Consider the following 24832-nt stretch of genomic DNA (forward strand, 5'->3'; position numbering starts at 1 on the left):
GCCCCGGCGTTTCCCGCTATCATCCGTCCCAATCAAAACCGGGATGGAACACTCATGTCGCTGCCGTCGATCTTTCAGAACCGTCTGTCCGTGCCTGTGATGGGCTCGCCGCTGTTTCTCGTCTCGGGACCGGAACTTGTCATCGCCCAGTGCAAAGCAGGTATTGTCGGCTCATTCCCCGCGCTCAATGCGCGCCCTGTCTCCGTGCTCGGCGAGTGGCTGACGCGGATCGAGAACGAACTCGCTGAATATGCCGCAAAGAATCCGCATCTGCCGGTCGCGCCCTATGCGGTGAACCAGATCTGCCATCCCTCCAATGATCGCCTGCATGCAGATATGGAAATCTGCGTGAAGCATAAAGTGCCGGCGATCATCACCAGCCTGCAATTGCCGCAGTCGGTCGTCGATGCCGCGCATTCCTATGGCGGCAAGGTGTTTCACGACGTCACCACCATCCGGCATGCGCGTCGCGCGGCCGAGATGGGCGTGGATGGCCTGATCCTCGTCTGTGCCGGGGCGGGTGGCCATGCCGGCACGTTGTCGCCTTTCGCATTGCTGCGCGAAGTGCGCCAGTGGTTCTCGGGTACGATCCTGCTGTCCGGCTCCATCGCGGATGGTTACGGCATCGCCGCCGCGCAGATGATGGGTGCCGACATGGCCTATATGGGCACGCGCTTCATTGCCACGCGGGAAGCCAATGCGGTTGAGGGCTACAAACAGTCGCTGATCGACTATGCCGCCGGCGACATCGTCTATACCAACCTGATCACCGGAGTTCACGGCAATTATCTCGCGCCGTCGCTGGCCGCAGCCGGGCTCGATCCCGCCAATCTGCCGGTGTCCGACAAATCGAAAATGAATTTCGGCTCCGGCGGCAACACCAAGGCCAAGGCCTGGAAGGACATCTGGGGCGCGGGACAGGGGCTCGGCTCGATCAAGGACGCGCCGGACGTGGCCACCGTTGTCGAGCGGCTACGCGACGAATATGCGCGGGCCATCGCTGATTTCGGCGGCAAGCAGATCGCCGTGCGGCGGGCGGTCGCGGCCTGATGGCGGATCGTCTCGGCAAAGCTGCCGCGGCGTGGTTTGCGGAGAAGGTGCGCCCGCGGCTATCGGTGCCAGTGATTGCGGCGCCGATGTTTCGCGTGTCGGGGACCGATCTTGTCATCGCGTCCTGCAAGGCCGGCGTGATCGGCGCGTTCCCCACCGCGAATTGCCGCAGCGATGCGGAATTCGCCGGATGGCTGCAGCGGATCGCCGATGCGTTGGGACCGGACGACGCGCCGTATTGCCCGAACCTGATCATCCGCCGCGAAACGTTGCAGGAGGATGTCGCCGCGGTGATCCGGCAGGGCTGCGAGATGGTGATCACCAGCGTTGGTCCGCCCGACGCCGTCGTGGGTCCGCTGCACGAGGCCGGCTGCATGGTATTTGCCGATGTCGCGTCGATCCGCCATGCCAAGAAGGCGATCGCGGCGGGCGTCGATGGCCTGATCCTGCTCACCGCAGGTGCGGGCGGACAGACCGGTTGGGTCAATGGGTTCTCCTTCACCCGCGCGGTGCGCGCGTTCTGGGACGGGCCGATCGTGCTGGCCGGCGGCGTATCGGACGGCGAAGCAGTGTTTGCCGCCGAAGTGCTGGGCTGCGATCTCAGCTATATGGGGACCAAATTCATCGCGACCGAAGAGAGCATGGCGGAGCCGGACTACAAGGCGATGCTGGTATCGTCCGAACTCGACGACATCCTGCTGTCGCGCGCCTTCACTGGGCTCGAAACCAATACGCTGATCCCGTCCATCGTCGCCGCCGGCCTCGATCCGAAGAACCTGCCGACCGACATGACCAAGGAGCGCGCCGACGCCCTGTATGGCCGCAACGGCACCTCCGGCGTGAAGCGCTGGCGCGATACGTGGAGTGCGGGGCATTCGGTGTCGGGCGTGCATGCCATCGAACCGGTGGCGACGCTGGTTGCGCGGACACGGGATCAATATGAGGCGGTGCGTGAGGCGACGTTGAAGACGTTGGAAAAGAAGTAGGATGGTAGAGCGTAGCGAACCCCATCATTCCGTCGATTGTCGCGGACTCGGCTGATGGGTTTCGCTCCGCCGCTAACGCGCCTGCGCTCTACCCTCCTACGAACAACGAATAAAAAACAGGGCGGAACGCATGAGCGTACATGAATCTCCCACCAATTTCGCGCTGACGACGCGGGCCTTGCTGCGCCACGGTCGCGGCATTGCCTTCAAGACCAAGACCGTGGAATGGACCGGCGCCGCAACGCTGGAATTTGTAGCGCGTGCACAGAGGCTGCTCGCGGCGAGCGGCGTGACGCCGACCTCGACGGTCGCGCTGCTCACCTCGAACCGCGCAGAGACCTGGTGCTTTGGCATCGCCGCGCAGGGGCTCGGGGCGAAGGTCACGTCGCTTCATGCGCTGGGTTCGGCCGAGGCGCATCGCTTTCAGATCGAGGATTCCGAAGCCGTCGTGCTGGTGCTTGATAGCTCACACTATCTCGCACGTGGCGCCGAATTGCAGGCCGGGCTGCCGGATCTGAAAATCCTCACGCTCGGACCTGCGCCTTACGGCACCGATGCACTCGCAGCCATCGAAGCGGGCGGCACGTCCTCCATCACCGATCTCTCGCAGCCGCATATGATCGCATCTCTGAACTATACCGGCGGGACCACCGGCCGCGCCAAGGGCGTGCTGCGCTCGTCCGGCGCCATGGCGGCGATGGCGGCCAGCGTGCTCAGCGAATTCGAATTGCCGAGCATTCCGCGTTATCTCGCGGTGGCGCCGATCAGCCATGTGTCCGGCACCAACGTGGTGCCAACTCTGCTGCGCGGCGGCACCGTGCATCTGCTTGACAGGTTCGATCCCGAAGTCCTGCTCGCCACCATCGCGAAGGAGCGGATCAACTTCACGCTGATGGTGCCGACCATGATCTATGGCGTGCTGGATCATCCCGACATCGACAAGCATGACTTGTCGTCGCTCGAACTTCTGCTTTACGGCGCCTCGGCGATGTCGCCGAACCGGCTGCGCGAAGGCATCGAGCGGCTAGGGCCCGTGTTCTCGCAGCTTTATGGCCAGACCGAATGCTATCCGATCGCCACGCTGCCGAAGCGCGACCATGACTTGAGGCGGCCTGAACTGTTCGAGGCCTGCGGTTTTCCGACGGCGATCTGTCAGGTGCGCCTGCTCGACGACGACAACAATGATGTCGAACCCGGCCAACCCGGCGAGATCTGCGCGCGCGGGCCGCTGGTGATGTCGGAATACTGGAAGCAGCCGGAGCAGACCGCGCAGGCGCTGAGCGGCGGCTGGCTGCATACCGGCGACATCGCCCGTGCCGACGAGGAAGGCCGGCTCTATATCGTCGATCGCAAGAAGGACATGATTGTCTCCGGCGGCTTCAACGTCTATCCGCGCGAGATCGAGGATGCGCTGTCGGCGCATCCGGCAGTGGGCATGACGGCTGTCATCGGCGTGCCCGATGAGAAGTGGGGCGAGAGCGTGTTCGCGCTGGTGGTGCGGCGACGGGACAGCAATGCGTCGGAAGAGGAACTGATCGCGCTGGTGAAGGAGCGCAAGGGCAGCCTCCACGCGCCCAAGCAGATCGCCTTCGTCGATGCCCTCCCGCAGACGCCGCTTGGAAAAATCGACAAGAAGGCGATCCGCGCCAGCTATTGGTCGGATCAGAAACGCCAGGTCGGCTGAAACAACGATTGCCGTAAAGGGCAGCAACACAAGGGAGAGACAGGTGACAGGACAGGCAAATATCGCGCGCGGCGCAATCGCGGCGATCGCTCTGATGGGCAGCGTGACGGCAAGTTGGGCGCAATCGCCGGGTGTCACCGACAAGGAGATCACGCTCGGCACGATCCTGCCGTTCAGCGGGCCGGCGTCGTCCTATGCGACCAGCGGCATGGCCGGCATCGCCTATTTCGACAAGGTCAATGCCGAAGGCGGGATCAATGGCCGGACCATCAAGGTGATCTCCTATGACGATGGCTATTCGCCGCCGAAGACGGTGGAGCAGGCGCGCAAGCTCGTGGAAAGCGACGAGGTGCTGATGCTGTTCTCCACCTTTGGCACGCCGACCAACGTCGCCATCATGAAATACATGAACATCAAGAAGGTGCCGCAGCTTTTTGTCGGGACCGGTGGCACGATCTTCGGCGACCACAAGAAGAATCCATGGACCATGGGTTTTCGCACCAGCTACCAGACCGAAGGGCAGATCTATGCGAAGTATCTGCTGAAGACGAAGTCCGACGCGAAGATCGCGGTGCTTTATCAGAATGACGATTTCGGCAAGGATCATCTCACCGGCCTGCGCGTGGGCCTCGGCGAGGCCGGCAAGAAGATGATCGTGGCAGAGACCGGCTATGAGGTCAGCATGCCGACGGTGGATTCGCAGGTGATGAATCTCAAGGCGTCGGGTGCCGATGTGCTGGTGCTGTTCTCGTCCAACAAGTTCAGCGCCCAGGCGCTGCGCAAGAGCGCCGAAATCGGCTGGAAGCCGCTAACTTTCATCGCGGGCGCCTCGTCATCGGTGGCGGCGGTGATGAAGAATGCCGGCTTCGAGAATGTGCAGGGTGTGATTTCCGGCGCGTTTCAGAAGGACCCGGATGATCCGCAATGGGCCAGGGACGAAGGCGTCGCGCGCTGGCGGGCCTTCATGGAGAAATACTATCCCAAGGGCGACCAGCACGATCTGAATGTTGTGAGCGGCTATAATTCGGCGCAGGTGATCGAGCAGATCCTGAAAGGGCTCGGGAAGGACGTCACCCGCGCGCGCGTGATGGAGGCCGCGAGCAGCCTGAAGGACGTCAAGCTCGATATGCTGTTGCCGGGCATCACCGTCAACACGGCCATAACCGATCACTATCCCGTCGAGCAGCTGCAACTCGTCAAATTCGAGGGCGAACGCTGGAAGCTGTTCGGGGATATCATCGACGGCGGCAAGATCGAGATCGCCGACTGAGCCATATGGCAGTGCAGCATTGGTCCAGCACGGGCGGTGCCGGGAACGGCGCCGCCGTGCCTTTTTGCGTGGCACGGGATGGACGACATTTGCTCGCGGAGGTCCATTCACAAATGCCCGCCCGGGATGTATTGGGGGCGCAGACTGTGGTATACCAACTCTACGAGGACCATCATGCGTGACTTCATGGCCGTTGCCCGTTCCGTCGCCGTTGCCGAGCACGGGATGGCCGCAACCTCGCACCCGCTGGCGACGTTGGCCGCGGTGGAGATGCTGAAGTCAGGCGGCAATGCCATCGACGCGGCGCTGGCGGCGGTGGCCGTGCAATGCGTGGCCGATCCGGCCATGACCGGTATCGGTGGCGACTGTTTCGCGCTCTATTCGCCCAAGGGGGGCGCCCCGATCGCGCTGAACGGTTCCGGCCGCACCCCGGCGAAGATCGATTCCGAGAAATATGCCAATAGCGGCGCACGGGACATTCCGGAAACCTGCGTCGAGACCGTCACCGTACCCGGCGCGATCGATGCATGGTGCACGCTGAGCAAGGATCATGGCTCAAAGCCGCTGGCGGAGGTTTTTGCCGCGGCGATCAACGCTGCCGAGAACGGTTTTATCATCACGCCGCGCGTGGCTGCCGACTGGACTAAATGGCGCCGCAAGCTGGAAGCGCATGCTGACTGTGCCGCGCAATATCTGCCGGGCGGCCATGCGCCGGCCGTCGGCGACAAGCGCGTGCAGCCAGCGCTTGCTGCCACACTGCGCCGTGTCGCCCGCGAAGGGCGCAACGGTTTCTATCAGGGACAGGTGGCCGACGACATCATCACCACGTTGCGCGCCGTCGGCGGCGCCCATGAGGCCGACGATTTCGACGCACAGCGCTCGGACTACGTGACGCCGATCTCGACCAATTATCAGGGCTATGATGTCGTCGAGTGCCCGCCCAACGGTCAGGGGTTGGCGGCGCTGATGATCCTGCGCATGCTGGCGGGCTTCGACATCAAGAGCTTGAGCGAGGCCGACCGCATCCATGTACTCGCCGAGGCGACCAAGGCGGCCTATCGCACCCGCGATGCCTATTTCTGCGATCCGGCGATTGCGCCGACCGATGTGGAACGCTTCCTGTCGGACAAGTTCATCGGTGACCTCCGCGCCAAGATCGACATGAAGAAGGCATCCCCGGAAGAGGAATGGGATTCCGTGATCCACAAGGACACGGTGTATCTCACCGTGGTCGACCGCGATCTCAATGCGGTGTCGCTGATCAATTCGCTGTTCGGCCCGTTCGGCAGCGGCATCTATGCCAAGAAGTCCGGCGTGCTGCTGCATCATCGCGGCTGGAGTTTCCGCGCCAAGCCCGGTCACGTGAATTCGCTCGGCCCGCGCAAGCGGCCGATGCATACGATCATCCCGGGCATGCTGATGAAGGATGGGCGCGCGGTGATGCCGTTCGGTGTGATGGGCGGGCATTATCAGGCCACCGGCCATGCCCAGTTCATCTCCAATGTGCTCGACCTGAAGATGGACATTCAGGAGGCAGCCGAGGCGCCGCGCTCATTCGCAACCAACAATGTGCTGCAGCTCGAAAAGACCATCTCCGAGGCCGTGCGCAACGATCTCGTGGCGCGCGGCCATACACTGCAGATGATGGATACCGGCATCGGCGGCGCCCAGGCGATCCGGATCGATTATCAGCGCGGCGTTCTTCTTGGCGCATCGGACCACCGCAAGGACGGTATGGCGCTCGGCTTCTGATCGAAAGCAATATTCGTCGAGGATGGAACAGCTGATCGGTAAGAACGTTCGCCAGATTCTCAGTTCAGGGCGGCGTCCGGCCTTCACCCGCGTTCCATAGTGCATCGAGTCCGCTGCGGTAGTTCGGGTTCCGCAGGCCGATACCCAGTTCGTTCTTCAGCCGTGTATTGGAAATACGGTTGTTCGATGCGTAGAAGCTGCGGGCCATCGGGCTGAGATCGGCGGTCTCGAAGGCCTGTTCGGGAGGCGGCGGAATCTGCATGAGGCCGGCCGCGTAAGTGACGATATCCTGCGGCGGCGCTGGTTCGTCGTCGCAGACATTCCAGATGCCGGCATGCGGATGTTCGGCAGCGGCTGCGATCGCCCGCACGATGTCGTCGACATGAATGCGGTTGAATACTTGCCCCTGTTTAACGATCCGATGCGCGCTGCCGTTGGCGAGATTGACAAGCGCGTTACGACCGGGGCCATAGATGCCGGCAAGGCGAAGAATGCGAAGGCGATCCCCGCACGTGTTTTGCCACGCCGTCTCCGCGCGAACGCGCAGGCCGCGACGGGTGTCGTCATGAACAACGGCCGCGGTTTCGTCGATCCACGCACCGGCATGATCGGTGTAGATGCCGACGGTCGAGAGATAGATCACGCGCGCTTGGTTCCCCGCGATCTGCTCTCCGAATTGCGCCAGCACGGGATCACCGCTTTTTCCGGGTGGGACCGAAGTCAAAATCAGATCGGCGCGCGCGATACGCTCCGTGATTTCTGGGGCGGCATGCGCATCGTCGAATAGAAGTATATCGAGCGGCTCATCTGCGAGAGATGCGTGGCGCTCTTCGGTGCGTACTGTGCCGGCGATCTCGGCAAAAGCAGCGGCATGCATGCGGATGAAGTAAAGACAGCTATAGCCAAGTCCGAAAACGAACAGACGTTTGCGCAAGATAAGTATCCATATTTGGTCGTCATCGCCGGATGACGTGCTGACGACAGCAATGGCACAAGGACAAGACGAGTGTGTCTTCTCCGTCCGTCTTTGTCATCTGATTGTCATTTAATCCAGATTTCTATTCCGGTGTTGTGGTGCTTGCTGCCGTTGGCTTGCTTCGATAAGAACGACGCAATGCAGCATCGCACAATCGCGACGTTGTGTCGGGTTGTTTCATTCGAAGTCCGCAGGATGCGTCTCAGTCAGCGTTTGGGTGACCTGAATCCGGGGAGGGGCTTCGATGCGTTGGCACGGGGTCTTGGTCGCTTGCGCTCTGGATGCCGCATTCAGGCGTTGATGGTGATCGCTGCCATCCTTGCAGGCGGTGCTATAGTGTCGGCGATCGCGGCGAATGACGATCCACATCAGCATGCATCGATCAATTTCAAGATTCCGAGCCAGCCGCTGGCGGCCGCACTGCAGACCTATAGCAAGGTCACTGGCGTGCAATTGCTCTATGAGAGCGATGCTGCCGGGAAGCGTCTCTCGGTACCGGTCGAAGGCGAGTATACGCGCGATGCCGCCTTGCGCATGCTGATTGCGGATACGGATCTGGTGATCCGCTATACGCGTTCCAACTCCATTACGTTGGTGCCGGCGTCTGCCGATCCCGACGCCCCGCCGGAAGCCGTATTCGGCGGGCAGGTCGATCTCACCCTCGACACCCTGGTGGTGCGCAGGCAACGACCAAGCAGCGATCCGTCGCAGTTGCGTGCTTATAGTGGCATTATCCAGTCCGACATCCAGCACGCGCTGCGTAAGGACGCGAAGACACGCAACGGCGCTTACAGTGCGGGCATCAAGCTGTGGATCGATAACCCGCGCACCGTGCGCAAGACCGAATTGTTCCGGTCGTCCGGCGATCAGGAACGCGACGAGACCATCGCGCGTGTGCTCGAGGGCATGCAGGTGAGCCAGGCGCCGCCAGCCAATACGCCTCAGCCCGTCACGGTCATGATCACGGTACGCTAGAGATGGCGGGCAAGCGATCATCGACGATCTGGCAGAGATCCGGAGATGCAGGATTGGATCCTGATTTCGATCTCTATACGGACTCCACATCCGGCACGTGGCGCTGGTTCGTCGGCAGTGCGGTGCTCGTGCCTGTGCTGGTGGTGGCGGGCGTCTACTGGCTGCATCAGGTGCCGGTCGGTCCGGCCGCTCGGCAAGGGCACTCGACGATACAGGTCGAGCTGATTGCAACGCCGTCCCCTGCAATGGAGGTCAGGCAGGCGTCGGTGCAACCAAATCCGCCGATTGTCGATTTCCAGACGGAAGCCAAGATCTCGGAGCAGAGTGTCGCGCCGGTTGAGCAGGAGATTGCTCCGCCGCAACCGCTGATGCGACCGCAACCGGCTGCTGCCCCGGCCCAGAGACCGGCAGGGGGCGGACAACGGCAGGCGATTTCTGCAGGAGCGGCATCGCGCTTTCAGCAGCAGTTACAAACGCATATCGAACGCTACCAACGCGATCCCGGCGCGAGTGGGAAGGTGCTCGTGCTGTTTGCTATGCGTCGGGATGGCACGCTGGTCCGCCTCGACGTGAAAACGAGTTCAGGACGGGCGCTGCTCGATCAGGAAGCGATGGAAACGATTCGGCGCGCGCAACCGCTACCGCGTATTCCGGCCGAGATGCCCGATCTCATTACGGTGTTGCTGCCTGTTGCATTTGATGCACGCTGAACGAAATCCTGCCGCCCCGGGAAATTGGTTCGTTGTTCCGTAATCAATTTGTCATGAGCGGACGGTAACACCCTGCCTGCTGAGGTCGTGATCGGTTCGTGTACAAGGCGGTAACCGTTGAGTGGGGTAGATCGTACAACGTTGCGCGACGTCCTGGCGGCCGATTATACCGGCCTTTTCAGACGTTTGACGCGAAAGCTCGGCTCCTCGGAGCTAGCGGGCGATGCCCTGCAGGAAACTTTTCTGCGCGTCGAACGGATGTCGAATGCTCCGGCGGTCCAGAGCCCGAAAGATTATCTGTTTCGCATCGCGCTCAATGTTGCCACCGACCGTCGCCGAGTCGAACAGCGTCATCTTAGCCTCGATGCTGTCGACGCATTGCTCGACATTCCGGATGATACGCCAGACGCTGCCGCAGTCATGGAGGGGCGTCAGGATATCGAAGCCCTCGATCGTGCGCTGGCGGAATTGCCGGCGCGTGCGCGCCAGGTGTTCATGGCTGCAGTTGTGAAGAAGCAGCCGGACCACGAAATCGCCGCGCAATTGGGCGTGAGTGTCAGAACGGTTGAAATCGATCTGCGCAATGCGTTGAAGCATTGTGCGCAGCGGCTTGACCGCACTTTGATCAGACGGACCGGGGGGCCCCGCCCGCGCTAACGATCGAAGGACCTGCCGCTCATGGCAGGCGAGGACTCCGGCAAGATTTCTCTTTACGGGTTGTTGCTGGAGTTGGCTCGAAACTATCGGGCCACAAAAATCTGTGCCATTAAGCGACGATTCGGCTGCGGGATAGCGTGGCCTCAACCGTCTATTAATCGAGAAGGCACTGTCATCCATTTCGATTCGTCACGTCGGAAACCGCGACATCAATGATCCGCATCATTTCTTCAGTCCAGTTTCTAAACGTCTCAGCGCGAGAGGCTATCGCGTTGATCGTGGGCTGCTGGTTGTGCCCGGGTGACTGAGACGAAGGACGATAACGATTTGCTCGATCGGGCAATCGACTGGGTTGCATTGTTGCGCTCGGGGCGAGCGACCGTTGGTGATGCCGAGCGGTTGCAGCGCTGGCGTGCGCTGAGTCCTGCGCATGAGGCGGCATTCCGGCAGGCTGCGCGCATTTATCGCGATCTTGGCGTTATGGGGACAGAGCTCGAGCGCCGGAAGGTTCGGCCGTTCGTGGCCCGGCGCGTCGTCACGCGGCGCGCATTGATCGGCGGTGCGCTGGCTGCTTCCGTTGCGGGCTATATGGTGGTGAAGCCGCCGCTGGAGCTGTGGCCCTCGCTGGCGGAAATGTCAGCGGACTATCGCACGGCGAAAGGCGAACAGCTTGATGTCGCGCTGACGGATAATGTGTCGCTCAAACTCAATACGCAAACGAGCGTGGCGGTTCGTGGTAGCGGTATCAATCCCCGCATCGAGTTGATTTCCGGAGAAGCTGCAATCAGTTCACGGCGTCTCGTGTCAGAGCCGCTGGTGGTGATTGCTGCGGATGGCCAGATCGCGTCATCGGCGGGGGAAGTGAATGTCCGCTGTATTGATGGTGTCGTGCTCGCCGTCTGTATTCAGGGTTCGATCACTGTGAGTCATGGCGGACGCAGCGTCGAGCTGACCAGCGGCCAGCAGATTGCATATTCAGCGTCGGAGCCGCTCGGTAAGCCTGTCCCCGTCGCCGATCCCGATATGCTCGCGGCGTGGCGGGATAAGTTGTTGGTTTTCAAGGACGAGCCACTTGCAGCGGTGGTCAGCGAAATCAATCGCTATCGTCCCGGCAAGATCGTTGTGACCAGTACTGAGCTGGGGCGACGCTTGGTCAATGGCACCTTCCATATCGATAAGCTTGACGATTTCGTCGCTCAGGTTCGTCAGCTCTACGCGGTGAAAGTGCGGGCGTTGCCCGGCGGCCTCGTTCTGCTCAGCTGACAGTGCGCTGAAATTTTTTGCCGTTCGTTGGCGACGCGGCCGGCGGTGTGGCATTTCTATCACCTTTGTCACCAAGCGATTCGGTCTGCACGTTCTTCTTAATTTTCCTTTGCGGGTTGAACGTCGCCCAAACGTCTTCAGGACGTAGGGACCTGATTGCGAGCGCGCGGCTCGTCGTCCGTGTGCCCTCTTATGGGCTTGATACATGCTTTTTTTTCTCCGAGACGATGTCGGTGCGAAGCTGCCGAAGTGGCGGTTTCTGCAATCTTCGGCTCCGGCAGTCCTGATGCTTGCAAGCATCAGCGCATTCTTTGGCGCTTCTCAGTCGGTTTGCGCGGCGCCAAGCCCGCAGGCGGAAACGAAATCTTCCGATGCGAAGGCGGGCGGTGGCAGGGCTGCCGGTAACAAAACCACGGCCGAAACTCCGCTGGCTGCACCTGCCGCGCCGCTGCAACGTTTCGATATCGACGACTTTGCCGTGCAGGGAGCCGACAAGCTGCCGCAGATCGACGTCGAAGAGGCGATCTATCCCTTCCTCGGCCCTAACCGTACCGCAGACGATGTCGAGAAAGCTCGGGCGGCGCTCGAAAAGGCCTATCACGACAAGGGCTTCCAGACTGTCAGCGTATCGGTCCCACAGCAGAATGCGCTCACCGGTCGAGTGATTCTGAAGGTTACCGAGATGAAAGTCGGCCAGTTGCGCGTGAAAAATTCGCGCTACTTCGATCTCGACAAGGTCAAGGACAGGGCGCCGTCGCTGAAGCCGGGGACCGTGCCGGACTTCAACGCGGTCACCAAGGATATCGTCAGTCTCAACCAGTGGCCAGATCGTCGCGTGACGCCGGCGCTGCGGGCGGGTATCACGCCGGGCACGGTCGATGTCGATTTGAATGTCGAGGACAAAGCGCCGTTCCATGGCAGCGTGGAACTCAACAATCGCCGCTCGCCGAATACGACGGGGTCGAGGCTCATTGGCACGGCGCGTTACGACAATCTGTGGCAGCTCGGCCATTCGTTCAGCTTTACCTATCAGGTCGCGCCGGAAAATTCGAAGGATGCCGAAGTCTTCTCGGCGTCGTATCTCGCGCGTTTCGAGGACATCGACTGGCTGACCGCGCTCGTCTACGGCGTGAAGTCGAGCAGCGATGTCGCCACCGTCGGTGGTATGAATGTTGTCGGCCCCGGCGAGATCATCGGTGCCCGCGCCGTCATGACGCTGCCGGCTCGCGAAAACTTCTTCCATACGCTGTCCATGGGTGTGGACTACAAGCATTTCGGTCAGACGATGCGGAGCACGGCGCCGACCGTCGATGGCATCAACAATTTCAGCACACCGATCACTTATTTCCCGGCGGTCGCCAGCTATGGCGCGACGTTCCAGGGCGAGAAGTCGCTGACCCAGCTCAACGCGTCGATCACCGCGGCCATGCGACCAGCGGGCGATGACTGGCGCCAGTTCGACAACAAGCGCGCCTGGGCGTCCGGCAGTTTCACGCATCTGAACGTCGATCTCGCCCATACGCACGAGCTGCCGGAAGGATTCCAGTTCTGGACCAAGGTCGCGGCGCAGGTCTCCGACGGTCCGCAGGTCTCGAGCGAGCAGTTCAGCGTCGGCGGCATGGATACGGTTCGCGGCTATCTCGAATCCGAAGTGCTCGGTGATGACGGCATCGTCGGAAACATCGAAATCCGCTCTCCCGATGTCGGCAGCATGCTGCAGAAGGAAATGAAGGATGAGACAGGGCAGGGCAATCCACGTTTCACGACTTTTAACGAGTGGCGCTTCTTCGGCTTCGTCGATGCCGGTCATGTCCGCGTGCAGCGCCCGCTGCCCGAACAGCAGACGCGGTTCGACGTCTGGAGCTACGGCGCTGGCACTCGGTTCAAGGTCTTCGAAGGCTTCAATGGCGTCATCGCCTATTCGGTGCCGATGATCAGCCAAGCTTACACGCATGCCAATTCTGGGCGCGTGAACTTCCGTATCTGGGGTGAATTCTGATGACGATGGGGAACGGTCACATGAGCATGGGCGTCTCGGATTTGCGCCGGCGAATGAAGAATGCGGCTGCGGGCCTCGTGCTCGGGTTTGCCGCGGCGATGACGTTGTTTCCGTCCACGGCGAATGCCTGGTGGAACGATGAATGGCAGCTGCGCAAGAAGATCAATATCGATGCGAGTGCCACAGGTGCCAACATCACCGATCCGATCGGTACAGTCCCGGTGCTGGTGCGCCTGCATTCCGGCAACTTCCGTTTTAGCCTTGCCAAGGATGACGGCAGCGACCTGCGCTTCGTCGCCACCGACGATAAGACCCCATTGAAGCATCACATCGAGAAGTGGGATGCGTTGCTCGGTGAGGCGCTGGTCTGGGTGTCGGTGCCGAATGTGGCACCAGGCGCCAAGTCGGATTTCTGGATCTACTACGGCAACAAGAAAGCGGCGGCCGCCAACGATTCCAAAGGCACTTACGATGCCGACACCGCGCTGGTCTATCATTTCAACGAGCGCGGCACGCCGGCGATCGATGCATCGGTCTGGGCCAACAACGCGCAGAGTGTCGGCCAGCCGGCTGACGGTTCGCTGATCGGCACCGGCCTGCGCCTCGACGGTCGCAACATTGTCACGCTGCCGGCTTCGCCGTCGCTGGGCATGGCGGAGGGGGCACCGTTTACCCTGTCGGTCTGGATCAAGCCGGCTGCGGTACAGCCGAATGCTGCTCTTTACAGTCGTCGTGACGGCGCCAACGGTCTGGTGATCGGCATGGACAATGGCGTTCCCTTCGTCGAAGTGAGCAACGCCGCTGGCACCCAGCGTACCGGCGCCGGCGCTCCGATTGCTGCCAATTCCTGGAATCACCTGGCGGTCGTGGCCGCCAGCGGCACCGTCACCCTGCATCTCAACGGCGCCTCCTACGCAGTACTCAATGCGTCCGTCCCGGCCCTGACCGGTGTTGCACGGCTCGGCGGCGATGCCCCGCCGCCGGCCGCCGCTCCGGCAGCGCCAGCAGCTGACGCGGCAGCGCCACCGGCGGACGGCGGGACTCCAGCTGCCGAAGCTCCTGCTTCAGTTCCGGTCGCTGCAGCGATGGCCGGTTTCGTCGGCGACATTGACGAACTGCAGATCTCCAAGATCGCGCGTTCGCCGGGCTTCATCAAATTCACTGCAGTCGAGCAAGGCACCGAGCCCGCCAAGTTGATCGCCTTCAGTAATGATGAAGAGACCGCCAGCTGGCTGTCGGGCCACTTCGCCATCATCCTGAAGGCGGTCACCATCGACGGCTGGATCGTGATCGCGCTCCTGATCGTCATGGCCATCGCGAGCTGGATCGTGACCTGGGACCGCGTCAGCTATATGAAGAAGCAGGCGAAGGCGAACGACCGCTTCATGAAGAGCTTCCGCCAGCTTTCCGACAACCTCACCGCGCTCGATCGTGGCGAGATTGACGAGAATGCCGCCGTGCTCGGAAGCAAACTCAGCGAAGAAGAAGCGCAGATGGTCCGTGCGTCGTCGCTGTACCGCATCTACCACGTCGGCTCCGAGCAGATCAGTAATCGCTTCGCCAATAGCGACATGATCCGCCTGAACGGTGCATCGATCTCGGCAATTCGCGCCGCGCTCGACAGCATGTTCGTCAAGGAAAGCCAACGCCTCAACAAGCTGATGGTGGTGCTGACCATCTCGATTTCGGGCGGCCCCTTCCTCGGCCTGCTCGGCACCGTGGTCGGCGTCATGATCACCTTCGCGGCCATCGCGGAAAGCGGTGACGTCAACGTCAACGCCATCGCGCCAGGTATCGCTGCCGCGCTCGTCGCCACCATCGCCGGCCTGTTCGTCGCTATCCCGGCGCTGTTCGCCTACAACTATCTGGTGACGCGTATCGGCGAGCTGACCTCGGACATGCAGGTGTTCATCGACGAGTTCGTGACCAAGATGGCCGAGTTCTACTCCAGCGAGTCGATCGCGGATCATCGCCAGGCTGCGGAGTAAGTGGCGATGCAGCTCCAGAGCAAAGGTAAGCCGTACGATGATATCAACATCACGCCGATGTTGGACCTCGCTTACGTGCTGCTGATCATTTTTATCGTGATGACCACCGCGACGGTGCAAGGGCAGAAAGTCAATCTGCCCAAAGCATCTGCCGCTCCGAGCCTCGCGACGCCGACCACGAAGGCGATCACCGTCTCCAACGACGGCAAGATCTTCCTCGACACCATTCCGGTGACGTTGCCCGAGCTTGAGCAGCGTCTGGTGCAGCAGAAGGCGCTGACGCCGGAATTCCCAGTTGTGCTGCGCGGCGATGCCCAGACCCAGTACCAAAGCGTGATGGACGTCCTCGATCTGCTGGGCCGCATCGGCCTGTCGCAGGTCGGTCTCGCCACCAAGCCTCTCGTGAAGTAACGCCGTAATGCAGACCGTCAGCCACATCGACGATCATACCAAGGGCGTCTTCGCGACTCTTTGGGGCTGGCTGCGTCGCGGCGTCTCCAGGATGATCGTCGAGCCAGCGGTGCAGGAGAGTGGCGCGCTATCGCCAGCCAATGCCAGTCTTCCTCAGGAGCAGGGCATTGTCCTGCCGTTCCCGTTGCGGGGCGAAGCATTGCTGGTTCGGCTCGCCGAGCTGCTGCGCCGCCGTGTCGGAGAACTGGTGCCGCGCAGCGAACGTCTGTCGCTCCTATTGTCGCATCATCCAGCGCTGCGCCTGTCCATCGACGAAAGTGCATTCGTCGAGTTCGACGCGCCGACCGCCGAGTTCAATCTGGTGATCGAGGCGCCGAGTGGCACGCGGATGATCATCCAGACAACGGATTTCGATGCTGTGGTGAAATTCGTTTTGCAATATGTCGTCGAGAAACTCTCCGATGACGCCGTGCTGGAGGCCGCATCGTGAAGAAGCCGCCCGGAAAGATTGCGGACACCGAGGCCGGCAATCGCGGCGCCTATCTGCATTATGGTGCAGTGGTCGTCTTCGTCATGCTGATGTTCGCAGGTGGTTGGTACCTGGTGATGAGCGGCAGCGACATGCCGGCTCCAAAGCAGGTGCGCGAGTTGACGGTGGTCAACATCGTACCGCCGCCGCCTCCACCTCCGCCGCCCGAACAGAAGATGATCGAGCAGCCGAAGGTCACTGAAGAGACCAAGATGATCGAGCAGCCGCTCGATGAGAAACCACCGGAAAAACCGGCCGACGAGCCGGTGAAGGACGCCAAGAGCGAGGAGCCTCCGGGCCCGCTGTCGCTCGATGCCAAGGCCACGGGTCCGGGCGACCTGTTCAATCTCGGCAGCAAGGTCGGCGGCAGCCCCTATGGCGGCCGCGGTGGAGGCGGCAGCAAGTTCGGCTGGTACGCCTCGATCGTGCAGACCCAGATCGAAGCGGCGATCCGCGCCAACGAGAAGACCAAGAATGCGGTGATGCAGCTGCAGTTCCGTATCTGGGCTGACAATACCGGCCGCATCAATCGCGTCGAGCTCGTCAATTCGAGCGGCAGCGCCGAGGTCGACGCCGCCATTCGCAACGATGTCATCGGCAGGCTGACGCTGCGGGAGCCGCCGCCGAACGACATGCCGATGCCCATCAATGTCCGGGCGACCGGACGCAAGCCAACCTAATTCGCGCGGCCGGGGGACGGCCAAGCGACCACTTCGACTAGCAGGGGACTTGATCCGATGTTCGACAGAAAGACCGATACCGCCCGGCGCGTGCTGCCGCTCGCAGTATCGATGTGCGCGCTGACCCTCGCCGTGCCGGCGCTGGCACAGGACGGCGAAGCGACGGGCAAGGCCAAGCGTCCCCAGGTGTCGCGTGCAAAGCCGGTCGCGCCGAACTCGACCACGAGTCTGGTCAACCTGCTGATCAAGCAGGGAGTGATCACCGAGGAGCAGGGCACTGCGTTGATCAAGCAGGCCGAAGACGAGGCCTATGTGCAGCGTGAAGCTGCCAAGGGGGCATCGGCCCGTGCCGAGGAAGCCGCGAAGGCGGCCACCGCGGCGGCGGCCGCCGCCTCGCCTCCTGGCACCAAGCATGTCACCTACGTTCCGGAGATCGTGAAGCGTCAGTTGCGCGACGAGATCAAGCGTGAAGTGATGGCCAAGGCCGAGAAGGAAAACTGGGCTTCGCCAGGTAAGTATCCGGAATGGGCACAGCGCATCCGCTTCTACGGCGATCTGCGTGCGCGTTATGAAGGTCAGTTTTTCCCGACAGGAAATGATCCACGTCTGGTCAATTTTAACGCCATCAATACGGGCAACCCGTACGAGCTATCGGAAAACAATCCGTACTTCGCACCTACTCTAAATACTAGTCAGGATCGCGATCGCGCTCGTATCCGTCTGCGCGTCGGCGCCGATATCGATGTCGCAGACAGCGTGGTCGGCGGTTTTCGTTTAGCCAGCGGCGACAGCAATTCGCCGGTATCACTCAATCAAAGTCTTGGTGCCAATGGCGGAAACTTCTCGAAGTATGCGATTTGGATCGATCGGGCGTTCGTGCGTTACCAACCGTCGAGCGATTTCAGTTTTTCAGTGGGTCGCTTTGATAATCCGTTCTGGTCGCCGACTGATCTCGTCTGGTATCGCGATCTTGGCTTCGACGGTTTTGCCGCTCAACTGAAGCATGAGGTGGCTCCGGGGGTGACACCGTTCATTGTGGCCGGTGCGTTCCCGACCTTCAACAGCGACCTAAATGCCGGTTACAATCTCGACCAAAAGGATTTCAGAGACGGGCTGCCTGGCAAGTATCCGAGCAACGACAAGTGGATGTACGGCATACAAGCTGGTGTAGGCGTGAAGTTTGACCCGCAGTCAAGTTTTCGTTTTGGTGTTGCCTACTATGACTTTACCAACACTCAGGGCCGCGCATCGTCACCCTGTTTCGATGTCGGCCCTGCGGATGTCTGCGATACCGATATGACCCGTCCGTCCTTCGCGCAGAAAGGGAATACCTACTACACACTGCGTAACATTCTTCCGGATCTCTCGCTCCAGAATCCCGCTCAGCAGCCGGCCTATCAATATTTCGGCTTGGCCAGCCAGTTCCGTCCGGTCGTGGTCAGCGGTCAGGTTGATCTGGGCGACTTCCATCCTGTCCACATCGTCATCGACAGCGAATACGTGAATAATACCGCTTTCAACCGCAATAGCTTGCTCGGTCTCGAACGTTACAACCCCTATACTGCTCGAACCATTGCTAATAATACCGCTCCGACATCCGATGGCACGACCGGCCCCTTCAATGGCGGCAATCAGGGCTGGATGACCCGCCTGACTGTCGGTCACAAGCAGATCAAGACTCTGTGGGACTGGAATGTCCACGTTGGTTACAAGTATCTCGAATCCGACGCCATGATCGATGCCTTCGTCGACTCGGACTTTGGCCTCGGCGGTACGAATCTCAAGGGATACTTCATCGGTGGCAATCTCGGCCTCTCCGACAATGTCTGGGCGTCGCTCCGCTACATGAGCGCCAACAACATTGCCGGCGGTCCGTACTCGGTTGACATCGTTCAGTTCGACCTGAATGCGAAGTTCTGATCATGCGCAAACAGATCCTGACGATTGCTGCGATCGTTGCGTCACTGGCCAGTGTCGAGGCCCGTGCGCAATCGGAGACCGACAAACTGCGCGAAGCGCTGCGCAGCCTGACCGCCCAGACGCGCTCGCTGGAAGACCAGCGGGCGTCCCTCCAGGGCAAGGTCGCCGAAGCCGAACGCGAGAAGGCTGCGCTCAATTCGCAGATCGCGGCGGCCAAGGCCCAGGTCAAGGAGACCGAGAAGATGCACCGCGAGGCGGTGGACGAGTTCAACCAGCGTCTGGAAGATCGTAACCAGACGCTGGAAAAGTGGAAGGCGGCCTATGAAGAAGCCGCAACGGTGGCGCGCGCCAAGGACGCGGAGCGCGCCAAGTTCGAGGGAGAAGCGACGGCGTACAAGGCCAGCACCAAGAGCTGCATTGCCAAGAACAGCCAACTTATGAAGGTGGGGCGCGAGCTGCTGCGTCGCTATGAAGGGGTGTCCTTCGGCGACATCGCGGTGATCAATGAGCCTTTGACCGGTGTCCGCCGTGTCGAAATCCAGAACATCCTGCAGGACTACGAAGACAAACTCCTTGAGCAGAAGGTTACTCAATAATGCGTTTGCGCTCCTCCCTCATGCTCGCGACGGCAACCGGTGTTGCCGCCGTTTCGGTTTTCGCTTTGTCGCTGGCCCACGCGCAAACGGCGCACCAGCCGGCGCAGCCGCGTGTCGCGCAGGCACCAGCTCCCGCTCCCGCGAAACAGCCGGCCCGTCCGGCTGCGGCTCCCGCTGCTCCAGCGGCCGCAATTCCCGCAGCATCAAACACCGTCGCTACCGCAAAGGCGTCAGGTGAAATCGTAGCGCGTGTCGGCAACAATGATGTCAGCGCCGATGATATGCGCACCTTTATCGCGACACTCGGCCCGCGTGAGCAGGCCGCCTTGGCCCAGGATCCAGCCTTGCTCAGCCAGGCCGTGCGCGTGATGCTGTCGAACCGCCTCGTCATGCAGGAGCTCACTGCAAAAAAGTGGGATAAGCAGCCGCAGGTCGAAGCGCAGCTCGAGAAGGTGCGCGAGAGCGCGCTGGTCGAGCTGTATTTGCAGTCCGTTTCGAACCCGCCGGCGAATTTCCCGAGCGAGGACGATCTGCAGAAAGTCTATGATGCCAACCGCGCCTCATTCCAGGTTCCGCGGCAATATCAGCTCGGCCAGATCTACATTGCGTTGCCGAAGGATGCCGACAAGGCGACCGCGGATGCTGCCCGGAAGAAGGTGGCGGAAGTGCAGCAGAAGCTGAAGGCGCCGGGCGCGGATTTCGCGGCCATCGCCCGAGCGGACAGCTCGGCGAAGGAAAGCGGCGAGCGTGGTGGAGACCTTGGCCTTCTCCCTGAAGACCAGATCCGCCCGGAAATCCGCACGCAGATCGCGGGTCTCGCCAAGGGCGCAGTGTCCGAGCCGATCACGCTGGACGACGGCATTCACTTCATTCGTCTGATCGACACAAAAGTGCCGTATACACGCACCCTGCCGGAAGTCCGCGATGCGCTCGTTCGCCAGATCCGTCAGCAGCGCGCTGCCCAGTTGCGGCAGACCTATCTCGCCGAATTGCTGAAGCAGCAACCGCCGATCATCAACGAGCTGGCGCTCGCCAAGCTCCTCGATGGCAAGAAGAACTAGGGATTATCAGCATGTCCGATACCAATCTCGCCAGCCTGACGCTGGAATCGTTGCGCGATCTGATGCAGAACTCGGGTTACCGGGTTGAGCTCGTGTCCGATGCCGCTGCCAATGTCGCATTACTGCGTTCGTCGACCGCCGGTTTCGCTTTCGATATCCGTCCTGGAAATCGTCTTGCGGCCGATGAGAAGAGCTTCGTCGATTTCACCTTCAGCGCCTGGTTGAACGTCGAAGGCGAGCTGCCGCTCGACATTGTCAACCGCTGGAACGCGCTACGCCGCTTCGGCCGCCTGCAGCTCGTGCCGGGTTTTCTCGCGATGACCATGGATGTCTCGCTGATCGGTGGCGTCGCGCCGAACTATGTGCGTGCGCAGGTCGAGATATGGGATCATCTGGTGCAGGCACTGGTGCCCTATCTGCGTGAGGAGCTTCAGAAGATCTCTTCGCAGAAGCCCGCCGATGTCGCTCCGGCGGCACCGGAGGAGGTGCCTACCGAAGCCAAGGTAGCTTGACGGGCGTGGATTGATGACGGCAGACCGTTCCGCTTTCGGCATTGATCGTGGCGCCCTTCGTTCGGGCGCTGCGTCTATGCTTGCCGCCGGCTTGCTGTCGGCCCTCGCTGTCGCGGCTCAAGCGGAGCCGGTCGGTAACACGATGCGGGTGGCCTCCGTCGAGACCGTCCAGCAAGGTCAGCCAGACGCTGTAAAGCCCGATGCTGTAAAGCCTGAGGCCGCGCGCGCCGATGCACCGCCATCCTCTCCGACGGCTCTATCGACGCCAGTCAGCGCTGCCAGTCCGCGCGCGCTGTACCGTGCGTTGATCGAGCGCGAGGTGCGTCACACCAGTCTCCCGGCCGATGTCGCCGAGGCCGTCATGGGCGTGGAGAGTGGTTACAATCCGGCTGTGATCGGTGCCGATGGTGAGATCGGTCTGATGCAGGTAATGCCGCCGACAGCGCGGATGCTGGGGTTTACCGGTTCGATGACGGAATTCGCCGCGCCGGAAATCAACATCAAGTATGGGGTGATGTATCTTGCGCAGGCCTGGGCAAAGGCTGGCGGAGATCTCTGCACCGCGCTGATGAAATATCGTGCCGGGCATGGCGAGACGCGGTTCTCCCAGCTGTCGGTCGATTACTGCGTCAGGGCCCGCGCGCGCCTGGCCGCCAAAGGTTATCCTTTAACCGGCACGGTGCCGGTCGCGACTTTTGGTTTCCGTCCAGGCGGCGGAGGCAGCGCGCTCGCCATGGCGAGCTGCCGCAAACGATGTCTGACCGTCGGTGGCGTCGGCCGGGTCGATTTCGCCACTCTGAACAACCGCCTCGCGCAGGTTGCCATTCAGGTCAACACATCACGAACGCCAGGAAAGTGATGCGCCATGATTGCTCGGCTCTCAGCGCTGTTGTTGGTGGTCGTGGTAACGCCAGCCGTGGCGCAGCAGCAGCCGCCAGCTGCGGAGCCGAAGCCAGAACTGATCATCGGCGGTCAGCAGGCTCCAACGCGCACTTTCGAACGTTGCGTCGATGTCGAGATCGGCGGAGCACGCAGCTATGGTTGCCTCAACGAGACTTTGCGCCGCGATGTCGACAAGGTCGCTCCGAGCCTGAACCTGCCGCCGATCGACGCCCGTTCGTCGGATACGAAGCTGGGTATCGTCAATATTCCTGCGGTCCAGCAGCAATATGGCTCGAATTTCGGGCGCTCGGTAGTGCCATTCCGCGTGCCACAGCCGGTCTTCGGCACGACGCCCCGGCAATAGATCACCGATGTCCGTTCCAGCGCCGATCAGAATCGGGCCGATGTGCGGTGATGCACCCACGGGTGGTCCGAGCCTGTATCAATGGCGCCATGTTTGCGCGTTGGCGGCGGCCGTGGTGATCGTCTCCACGACATCGCCGGCATCGTCGCAATTCCTGTTGCCGACGAGTACTGCAGTGCCATCGTTGGCGGCGCCCAAGCCGCTGACGCGTGCTGACCTGCCGCCAGCCGAACGCGGCGAGCGTGCAGGTACGGGCTTCTTCGTGGATGACATAGGCCATCTACTGACCGCGCGGCATGTGGTTCAGGGCTGCGGCCGCATCGTCGTGCTCAAGGAAGGGCGTAGCATGACTGCACGGTTAATCGCGGCATCTTCGCCTTATGACCTCGCATTGCTAAGGACACCGAAGACGCGCGGTATCGCCGCGGTGTTCCCGCGCACCGTCACCTCATCAGTCAATGACATGGTGTTTGCCGCCGATTATGCGAGCTTGCCGACAACGGTGACACGGGGCGGCACGCTGGCTAATGCATCGGTGAGCAAGACGTGGGGCGGCGAGGAAAGCGGGCATATTGCCCTTACATCCGCCATTACTTTCGGTGCCAGCGGCGCTCCAGTACTGGACTCGCGCGGTCTGGTTGAAGGCGTCATCAGCCGTAAGACCAACGTCAATCGAGTTCTGGCGGTTGCTGCTGCCGGCGCCAAGTCGTTCCTGGCTTCGAACAATGTCCGGCTGCAGGAAGACGATCGTCCGCAGCTGAGCGGTTCTGCCTCGCGTGCGCACCGGGCGGCGAGCATCTCTGCGCGTGTTGTTTGTCTGAATTAGGGGATCCATTGCGATGACACGATTGAACGGTTTATCCGCTGCCACGGCGAAGCCGGGAAAATTTCGCACATTGCTCGCATCTCTTGGCATGGTCTCCATCGCGGCGACGCCGGTTGTCGCGCAAGCGCTTGATTACCGCAGCCCGGATGCGGCGCCGCCGTCCTGGGGGCAATTCTCCAAGCTGGTGAAATATCGCTTCGAGGAATGGATGGGAGCCGACGAAGCGGTCGCCAACCGCTTTCGTGCCTGGCTGAAAGAGACCGGCGGCACTGCGAATGGCGCGCCCGCTTCCATCGTCGTCAAGGTCTGGCTCAATCCGGACGGAAGCGTCGAGAAGGTGTCGTTTGCGCCGTTCAAGGACGAGCGCGCCACCAGTGACTTGCGCACCGTGCTCACCCGCGGCAATGTCGGTGAAGCGCCGCCACCGGAAATGCTGCAGCCGATCAATCTGCGGTTCTCGCTCAATCTTGCGAAGGATTGATCTCGGCCCACTCCGGTCCGTGAACTCGGACCGGAATGCGTGCAAGCTGCCTTCGTCAGAGCGGAGCGCTCCTCCTGTTCTCCAGGAAATCGAGCAGCAGTCGGCTCACTTCATCGGCCTGTTCCTGTTGCACCCAATGACCGGCACCGTCGATCAGATGTACGGCGCGCATATCCGTACAGGCGCTGCGTTGCATCGTATCGATGGCGCCGGGGCGCTGATAGATGCCCCAGTCCTGTCGGCCGGAGATGAAAGCGGACGGCACATCGATGGTGCGGCCGGAGAACAGCTCGTAGTCGGCATTGAACGCGCTGGTTGTGTTGCAGCGATACCATTGCAGGGCGCCCTGGAAACCCGTGCGGGCATATTCGGCGCTGTAGTATGCGAGCTGGCTGTCGGGTAACCATGTATTGGCGGCGATGACGTCGCGCGATGGCATTTCCTTCGCCACCGTTTCAGCCATCGTCTCGTTGTAGTCCATCACATAATAGGTTGGAAGTTTGGCAAGTTCGCTCGCCGTCCAGGCCTGTAACGGTTCCGGTCGGTTGCCCGGCCAGTCAGCGCTCTTGTGATGGTAATAAGCACGCAGAAAATCATGCACGCCTTGCGGTGCATGCTGCATATGATCATTAGCCTCGCGTGTCGCATAGTACCATTGATAGTGTTTTCGCGGACGCGGGAGCGCGGCGAGATCGCGATGGACGGGATCTTCGGCCTTCGGTACGGCTGGCTTCGCTATCGTATCGAAGGGGAGGGGTGGCGGGCCCGAGAAGGGCGCGCTCATCAGCACAACGGAACGGAACACATCGGGGCGCGTGAGCGCGCACCAGGCGGCGACGGAACTTCCGAAGTCGTGGCCGACAACGGCATGGACATGGCGAAGGCCAAAGGCCGAGATGAGGCCGAGCGCGTCGCGGACGAGATTGAGCAGATTGAACGGACGCAGATCGCCGTCATAGTCGGCGCTCCAGCCCGTGGTGCGACCATAGCCACGCTGATCCGGCGCGATGACGTGATAACCGGCGGCGGCAAGTTGCGGCATCACCTTGCGCCAGCTGTAAGCGAGTTCGGGGAAGCCATGGAGCAGCAGCACGCATGGCCGACCGGAGCTCTCGAAGCCGGCTTCCAGCACATGCATGCGCAGGCCGTTGATATCATCGACGAAACGGGAGCGAATGCCGGGAGGCAGAATGTCGGAGCTGAGGGGATCGAGAACGGTCACGTTGCCTCCAATGCTGCTCTTGTACGGCAGCGTCACCG

Annotated in this window: 24 protein-coding genes; 22 read left to right on the forward strand and 2 right to left on the reverse strand. The window is 61.4% G+C overall.

Annotation, left to right across the window (positions count from 1 at the left end; genetic code table 11):
- Positions 1-54 precede the first annotated feature (54 nt).
- The 5 genes from E0H22_RS07680 to ggt all read left to right on the forward strand — a co-directional run bounded on the left by E0H22_RS07680 (position 55) and on the right by ggt (position 6742).
- On the forward strand, positions 55-1050 hold the full coding sequence (locus tag E0H22_RS07680) for an NAD(P)H-dependent flavin oxidoreductase (protein ID WP_233025059.1): 996 nt from the start codon (positions 55-57) through the stop codon (positions 1048-1050).
- Complete coding sequence (locus E0H22_RS07685; RefSeq protein WP_233025060.1) at positions 1050-2036, forward strand: NAD(P)H-dependent flavin oxidoreductase; 987 nt, start codon at positions 1050-1052, stop codon at positions 2034-2036. Before E0H22_RS07680 ends, E0H22_RS07685 begins: the two co-directional genes overlap by 1 nt.
- 130 nt (positions 2037-2166) lie before the next feature.
- On the forward strand, positions 2167-3720 hold the full coding sequence (locus E0H22_RS07690) for an AMP-binding protein (protein WP_233025061.1): 1554 nt from the start codon (positions 2167-2169) through the stop codon (positions 3718-3720).
- 94 nt (positions 3721-3814) lie between these two features.
- Positions 3815-4990, forward strand: coding sequence for an ABC transporter substrate-binding protein (locus E0H22_RS07695; protein ID WP_233026184.1), 1176 nt, complete (start codon positions 3815-3817; stop codon positions 4988-4990).
- A gap of 174 nt (positions 4991-5164) precedes the next feature.
- Positions 5165-6742, forward strand: coding sequence for a gamma-glutamyltransferase (gene ggt / locus E0H22_RS07700; protein ID WP_233025062.1), 1578 nt, complete (start codon positions 5165-5167; stop codon positions 6740-6742).
- A 64-nt stretch (positions 6743-6806) separates the two neighbouring features.
- Here ggt and E0H22_RS07705 read toward each other — a convergent pair whose 3' ends face one another.
- Complete coding sequence (locus tag E0H22_RS07705; protein WP_233026185.1) at positions 6807-7619, reverse strand: Rossmann-fold NAD(P)-binding domain-containing protein; 813 nt, start codon at positions 7617-7619, stop codon at positions 6807-6809.
- A gap of 402 nt (positions 7620-8021) precedes the next feature.
- On the opposite strand from E0H22_RS07705, the gene E0H22_RS07710 reads away from it, so the two are divergent.
- The 17 genes from E0H22_RS07710 (at position 8022) to E0H22_RS07790 (ending at position 23572) form a co-directional block, all read left to right on the forward strand.
- On the forward strand, positions 8022-8693 hold the full coding sequence (locus E0H22_RS07710) for an STN domain-containing protein (protein WP_233025063.1): 672 nt from the start codon (positions 8022-8024) through the stop codon (positions 8691-8693).
- A gap of 53 nt (positions 8694-8746) precedes the next feature.
- Positions 8747-9403: an energy transducer TonB family protein gene (locus tag E0H22_RS07715; protein ID WP_233025065.1), complete on the forward strand. Its 657-nt coding sequence runs from the start codon at positions 8747-8749 to the stop codon at positions 9401-9403.
- A 186-nt stretch (positions 9404-9589) separates the two neighbouring features.
- Positions 9590-10060, forward strand: coding sequence for an RNA polymerase sigma factor (locus E0H22_RS07720; protein WP_233026187.1), 471 nt, complete (start codon positions 9590-9592; stop codon positions 10058-10060).
- 300 nt (positions 10061-10360) lie between these two features.
- Positions 10361-11323: a FecR family protein gene (locus E0H22_RS07725; RefSeq protein WP_233025066.1), complete on the forward strand. Its 963-nt coding sequence runs from the start codon at positions 10361-10363 to the stop codon at positions 11321-11323.
- Positions 11324-11528: 205 nt separating this feature from the next.
- On the forward strand, positions 11529-13322 hold the full coding sequence (locus tag E0H22_RS07730; RefSeq protein ID WP_233025068.1) for a ShlB/FhaC/HecB family hemolysin secretion/activation protein: 1794 nt from the start codon (positions 11529-11531) through the stop codon (positions 13320-13322).
- A gap of 20 nt (positions 13323-13342) precedes the next feature.
- Positions 13343-15310 (forward strand): DUF2341 domain-containing protein, encoded by a 1968-nt coding sequence (locus E0H22_RS07735; protein WP_430715228.1) that lies wholly within the window; start codon positions 13343-13345, stop codon positions 15308-15310.
- A 6-nt stretch (positions 15311-15316) separates the two neighbouring features.
- Positions 15317-15721 (forward strand): ExbD/TolR family protein, encoded by a 405-nt coding sequence (locus E0H22_RS07740; protein WP_233025069.1) that lies wholly within the window; start codon positions 15317-15319, stop codon positions 15719-15721.
- A 7-nt stretch (positions 15722-15728) separates the two neighbouring features.
- Complete coding sequence (locus E0H22_RS07745; RefSeq protein ID WP_233025070.1) at positions 15729-16211, forward strand: hypothetical protein; 483 nt, start codon at positions 15729-15731, stop codon at positions 16209-16211.
- Entirely contained in the window at positions 16208-16930 is a 723-nt protein-coding gene (locus E0H22_RS07750) for a TonB C-terminal domain-containing protein (protein WP_347340827.1), read from the forward strand. Before E0H22_RS07745 ends, E0H22_RS07750 begins: the two co-directional genes overlap by 4 nt.
- Before the next feature lie 57 nt (positions 16931-16987).
- Positions 16988-18850 (forward strand): putative porin, encoded by a 1863-nt coding sequence (locus tag E0H22_RS07755; RefSeq protein WP_233025071.1) that lies wholly within the window; start codon positions 16988-16990, stop codon positions 18848-18850.
- Positions 18851-18852: 2 nt separating this feature from the next.
- Positions 18853-19446, forward strand: a complete 594-nt coding sequence (locus E0H22_RS07760; protein ID WP_233025072.1) for a hypothetical protein — start codon at positions 18853-18855, stop codon at positions 19444-19446.
- Positions 19447-19466: 20 nt separating this feature from the next.
- Entirely contained in the window at positions 19467-20507 is a 1041-nt protein-coding gene (locus tag E0H22_RS07765; protein WP_233025073.1) for a peptidylprolyl isomerase, read from the forward strand.
- An 11-nt stretch (positions 20508-20518) separates the two neighbouring features.
- Entirely contained in the window at positions 20519-21019 is a 501-nt protein-coding gene (locus E0H22_RS07770) for a YbjN domain-containing protein (RefSeq protein WP_233025075.1), read from the forward strand.
- A 13-nt stretch (positions 21020-21032) separates the two neighbouring features.
- On the forward strand, positions 21033-21878 hold the full coding sequence (locus E0H22_RS07775) for a lytic transglycosylase domain-containing protein (protein WP_233025076.1): 846 nt from the start codon (positions 21033-21035) through the stop codon (positions 21876-21878).
- Positions 21879-21884: 6 nt separating this feature from the next.
- Positions 21885-22265, forward strand: coding sequence for a hypothetical protein (locus E0H22_RS07780; protein ID WP_233025077.1), 381 nt, complete (start codon positions 21885-21887; stop codon positions 22263-22265).
- A 7-nt stretch (positions 22266-22272) separates the two neighbouring features.
- Positions 22273-23091 (forward strand): S1 family peptidase, encoded by an 819-nt coding sequence (locus E0H22_RS07785; protein WP_233025078.1) that lies wholly within the window; start codon positions 22273-22275, stop codon positions 23089-23091.
- 13 nt (positions 23092-23104) lie between these two features.
- Positions 23105-23572 (forward strand): hypothetical protein, encoded by a 468-nt coding sequence (locus E0H22_RS07790; RefSeq protein ID WP_430715229.1) that lies wholly within the window; start codon positions 23105-23107, stop codon positions 23570-23572.
- 55 nt (positions 23573-23627) lie between these two features.
- Here E0H22_RS07790 and E0H22_RS07795 read toward each other — a convergent pair whose 3' ends face one another.
- Entirely contained in the window at positions 23628-24794 is a 1167-nt protein-coding gene (locus tag E0H22_RS07795) for an alpha/beta fold hydrolase (protein WP_233025080.1), read from the reverse strand.
- Positions 24795-24832: the final 38 nt, after the last annotated feature.

The organism is Rhodopseudomonas boonkerdii, assembly GCF_021184025.1.
Taxonomy (GTDB): domain Bacteria; phylum Pseudomonadota; class Alphaproteobacteria; order Rhizobiales; family Xanthobacteraceae; genus Tardiphaga; species Tardiphaga boonkerdii.

Bases quoted from the DNA above. Each gene is read 5' to 3' on its own strand.
- E0H22_RS07730 (WP_233025068.1), top strand. From the start codon at position 11,529: ATGCTTTTTTTTCTCCGAGACGATGTCGGTGCGAAGCTGCCGAAGTGG.
- E0H22_RS07735 (WP_430715228.1), top strand. From the start codon at position 13,343: ATGAGCATGGGCGTCTCGGATTTGCGCCGGCGAATGAAGAATGCGGCT.
- ggt (WP_233025062.1), top strand. From the start codon at position 5,165: ATGCGTGACTTCATGGCCGTTGCCCGTTCCGTCGCCGTTGCCGAGCAC.
- E0H22_RS07680 (WP_233025059.1), top strand. From the start codon at position 55: ATGTCGCTGCCGTCGATCTTTCAGAACCGTCTGTCCGTGCCTGTGATG.
- E0H22_RS07740 (WP_233025069.1), top strand. From the start codon at position 15,317: ATGCAGCTCCAGAGCAAAGGTAAGCCGTACGATGATATCAACATCACG.
- E0H22_RS07690 (WP_233025061.1), top strand. From the start codon at position 2,167: ATGAGCGTACATGAATCTCCCACCAATTTCGCGCTGACGACGCGGGCC.
- E0H22_RS07770 (WP_233025075.1), top strand. From the start codon at position 20,519: ATGTCCGATACCAATCTCGCCAGCCTGACGCTGGAATCGTTGCGCGAT.
- E0H22_RS07685 (WP_233025060.1), top strand. From the start codon at position 1,050: ATGGCGGATCGTCTCGGCAAAGCTGCCGCGGCGTGGTTTGCGGAGAAG.
- E0H22_RS07785 (WP_233025078.1), top strand. From the start codon at position 22,273: ATGTCCGTTCCAGCGCCGATCAGAATCGGGCCGATGTGCGGTGATGCA.
- E0H22_RS07745 (WP_233025070.1), top strand. From the start codon at position 15,729: ATGCAGACCGTCAGCCACATCGACGATCATACCAAGGGCGTCTTCGCG.
- E0H22_RS07705 (WP_233026185.1), bottom strand. From the start codon at position 7,619: ATGCATGCCGCTGCTTTTGCCGAGATCGCCGGCACAGTACGCACCGAA.
- E0H22_RS07695 (WP_233026184.1), top strand. From the start codon at position 3,815: ATGGGCAGCGTGACGGCAAGTTGGGCGCAATCGCCGGGTGTCACCGAC.
- E0H22_RS07790 (WP_430715229.1), top strand. From the start codon at position 23,105: ATGACACGATTGAACGGTTTATCCGCTGCCACGGCGAAGCCGGGAAAA.
- E0H22_RS07760 (WP_233025072.1), top strand. From the start codon at position 18,853: ATGCGCAAACAGATCCTGACGATTGCTGCGATCGTTGCGTCACTGGCC.
- E0H22_RS07780 (WP_233025077.1), top strand. From the start codon at position 21,885: ATGATTGCTCGGCTCTCAGCGCTGTTGTTGGTGGTCGTGGTAACGCCA.
- E0H22_RS07755 (WP_233025071.1), top strand. From the start codon at position 16,988: ATGTTCGACAGAAAGACCGATACCGCCCGGCGCGTGCTGCCGCTCGCA.
- E0H22_RS07765 (WP_233025073.1), top strand. From the start codon at position 19,467: ATGCTCGCGACGGCAACCGGTGTTGCCGCCGTTTCGGTTTTCGCTTTG.
- E0H22_RS07775 (WP_233025076.1), top strand. From the start codon at position 21,033: ATGACGGCAGACCGTTCCGCTTTCGGCATTGATCGTGGCGCCCTTCGT.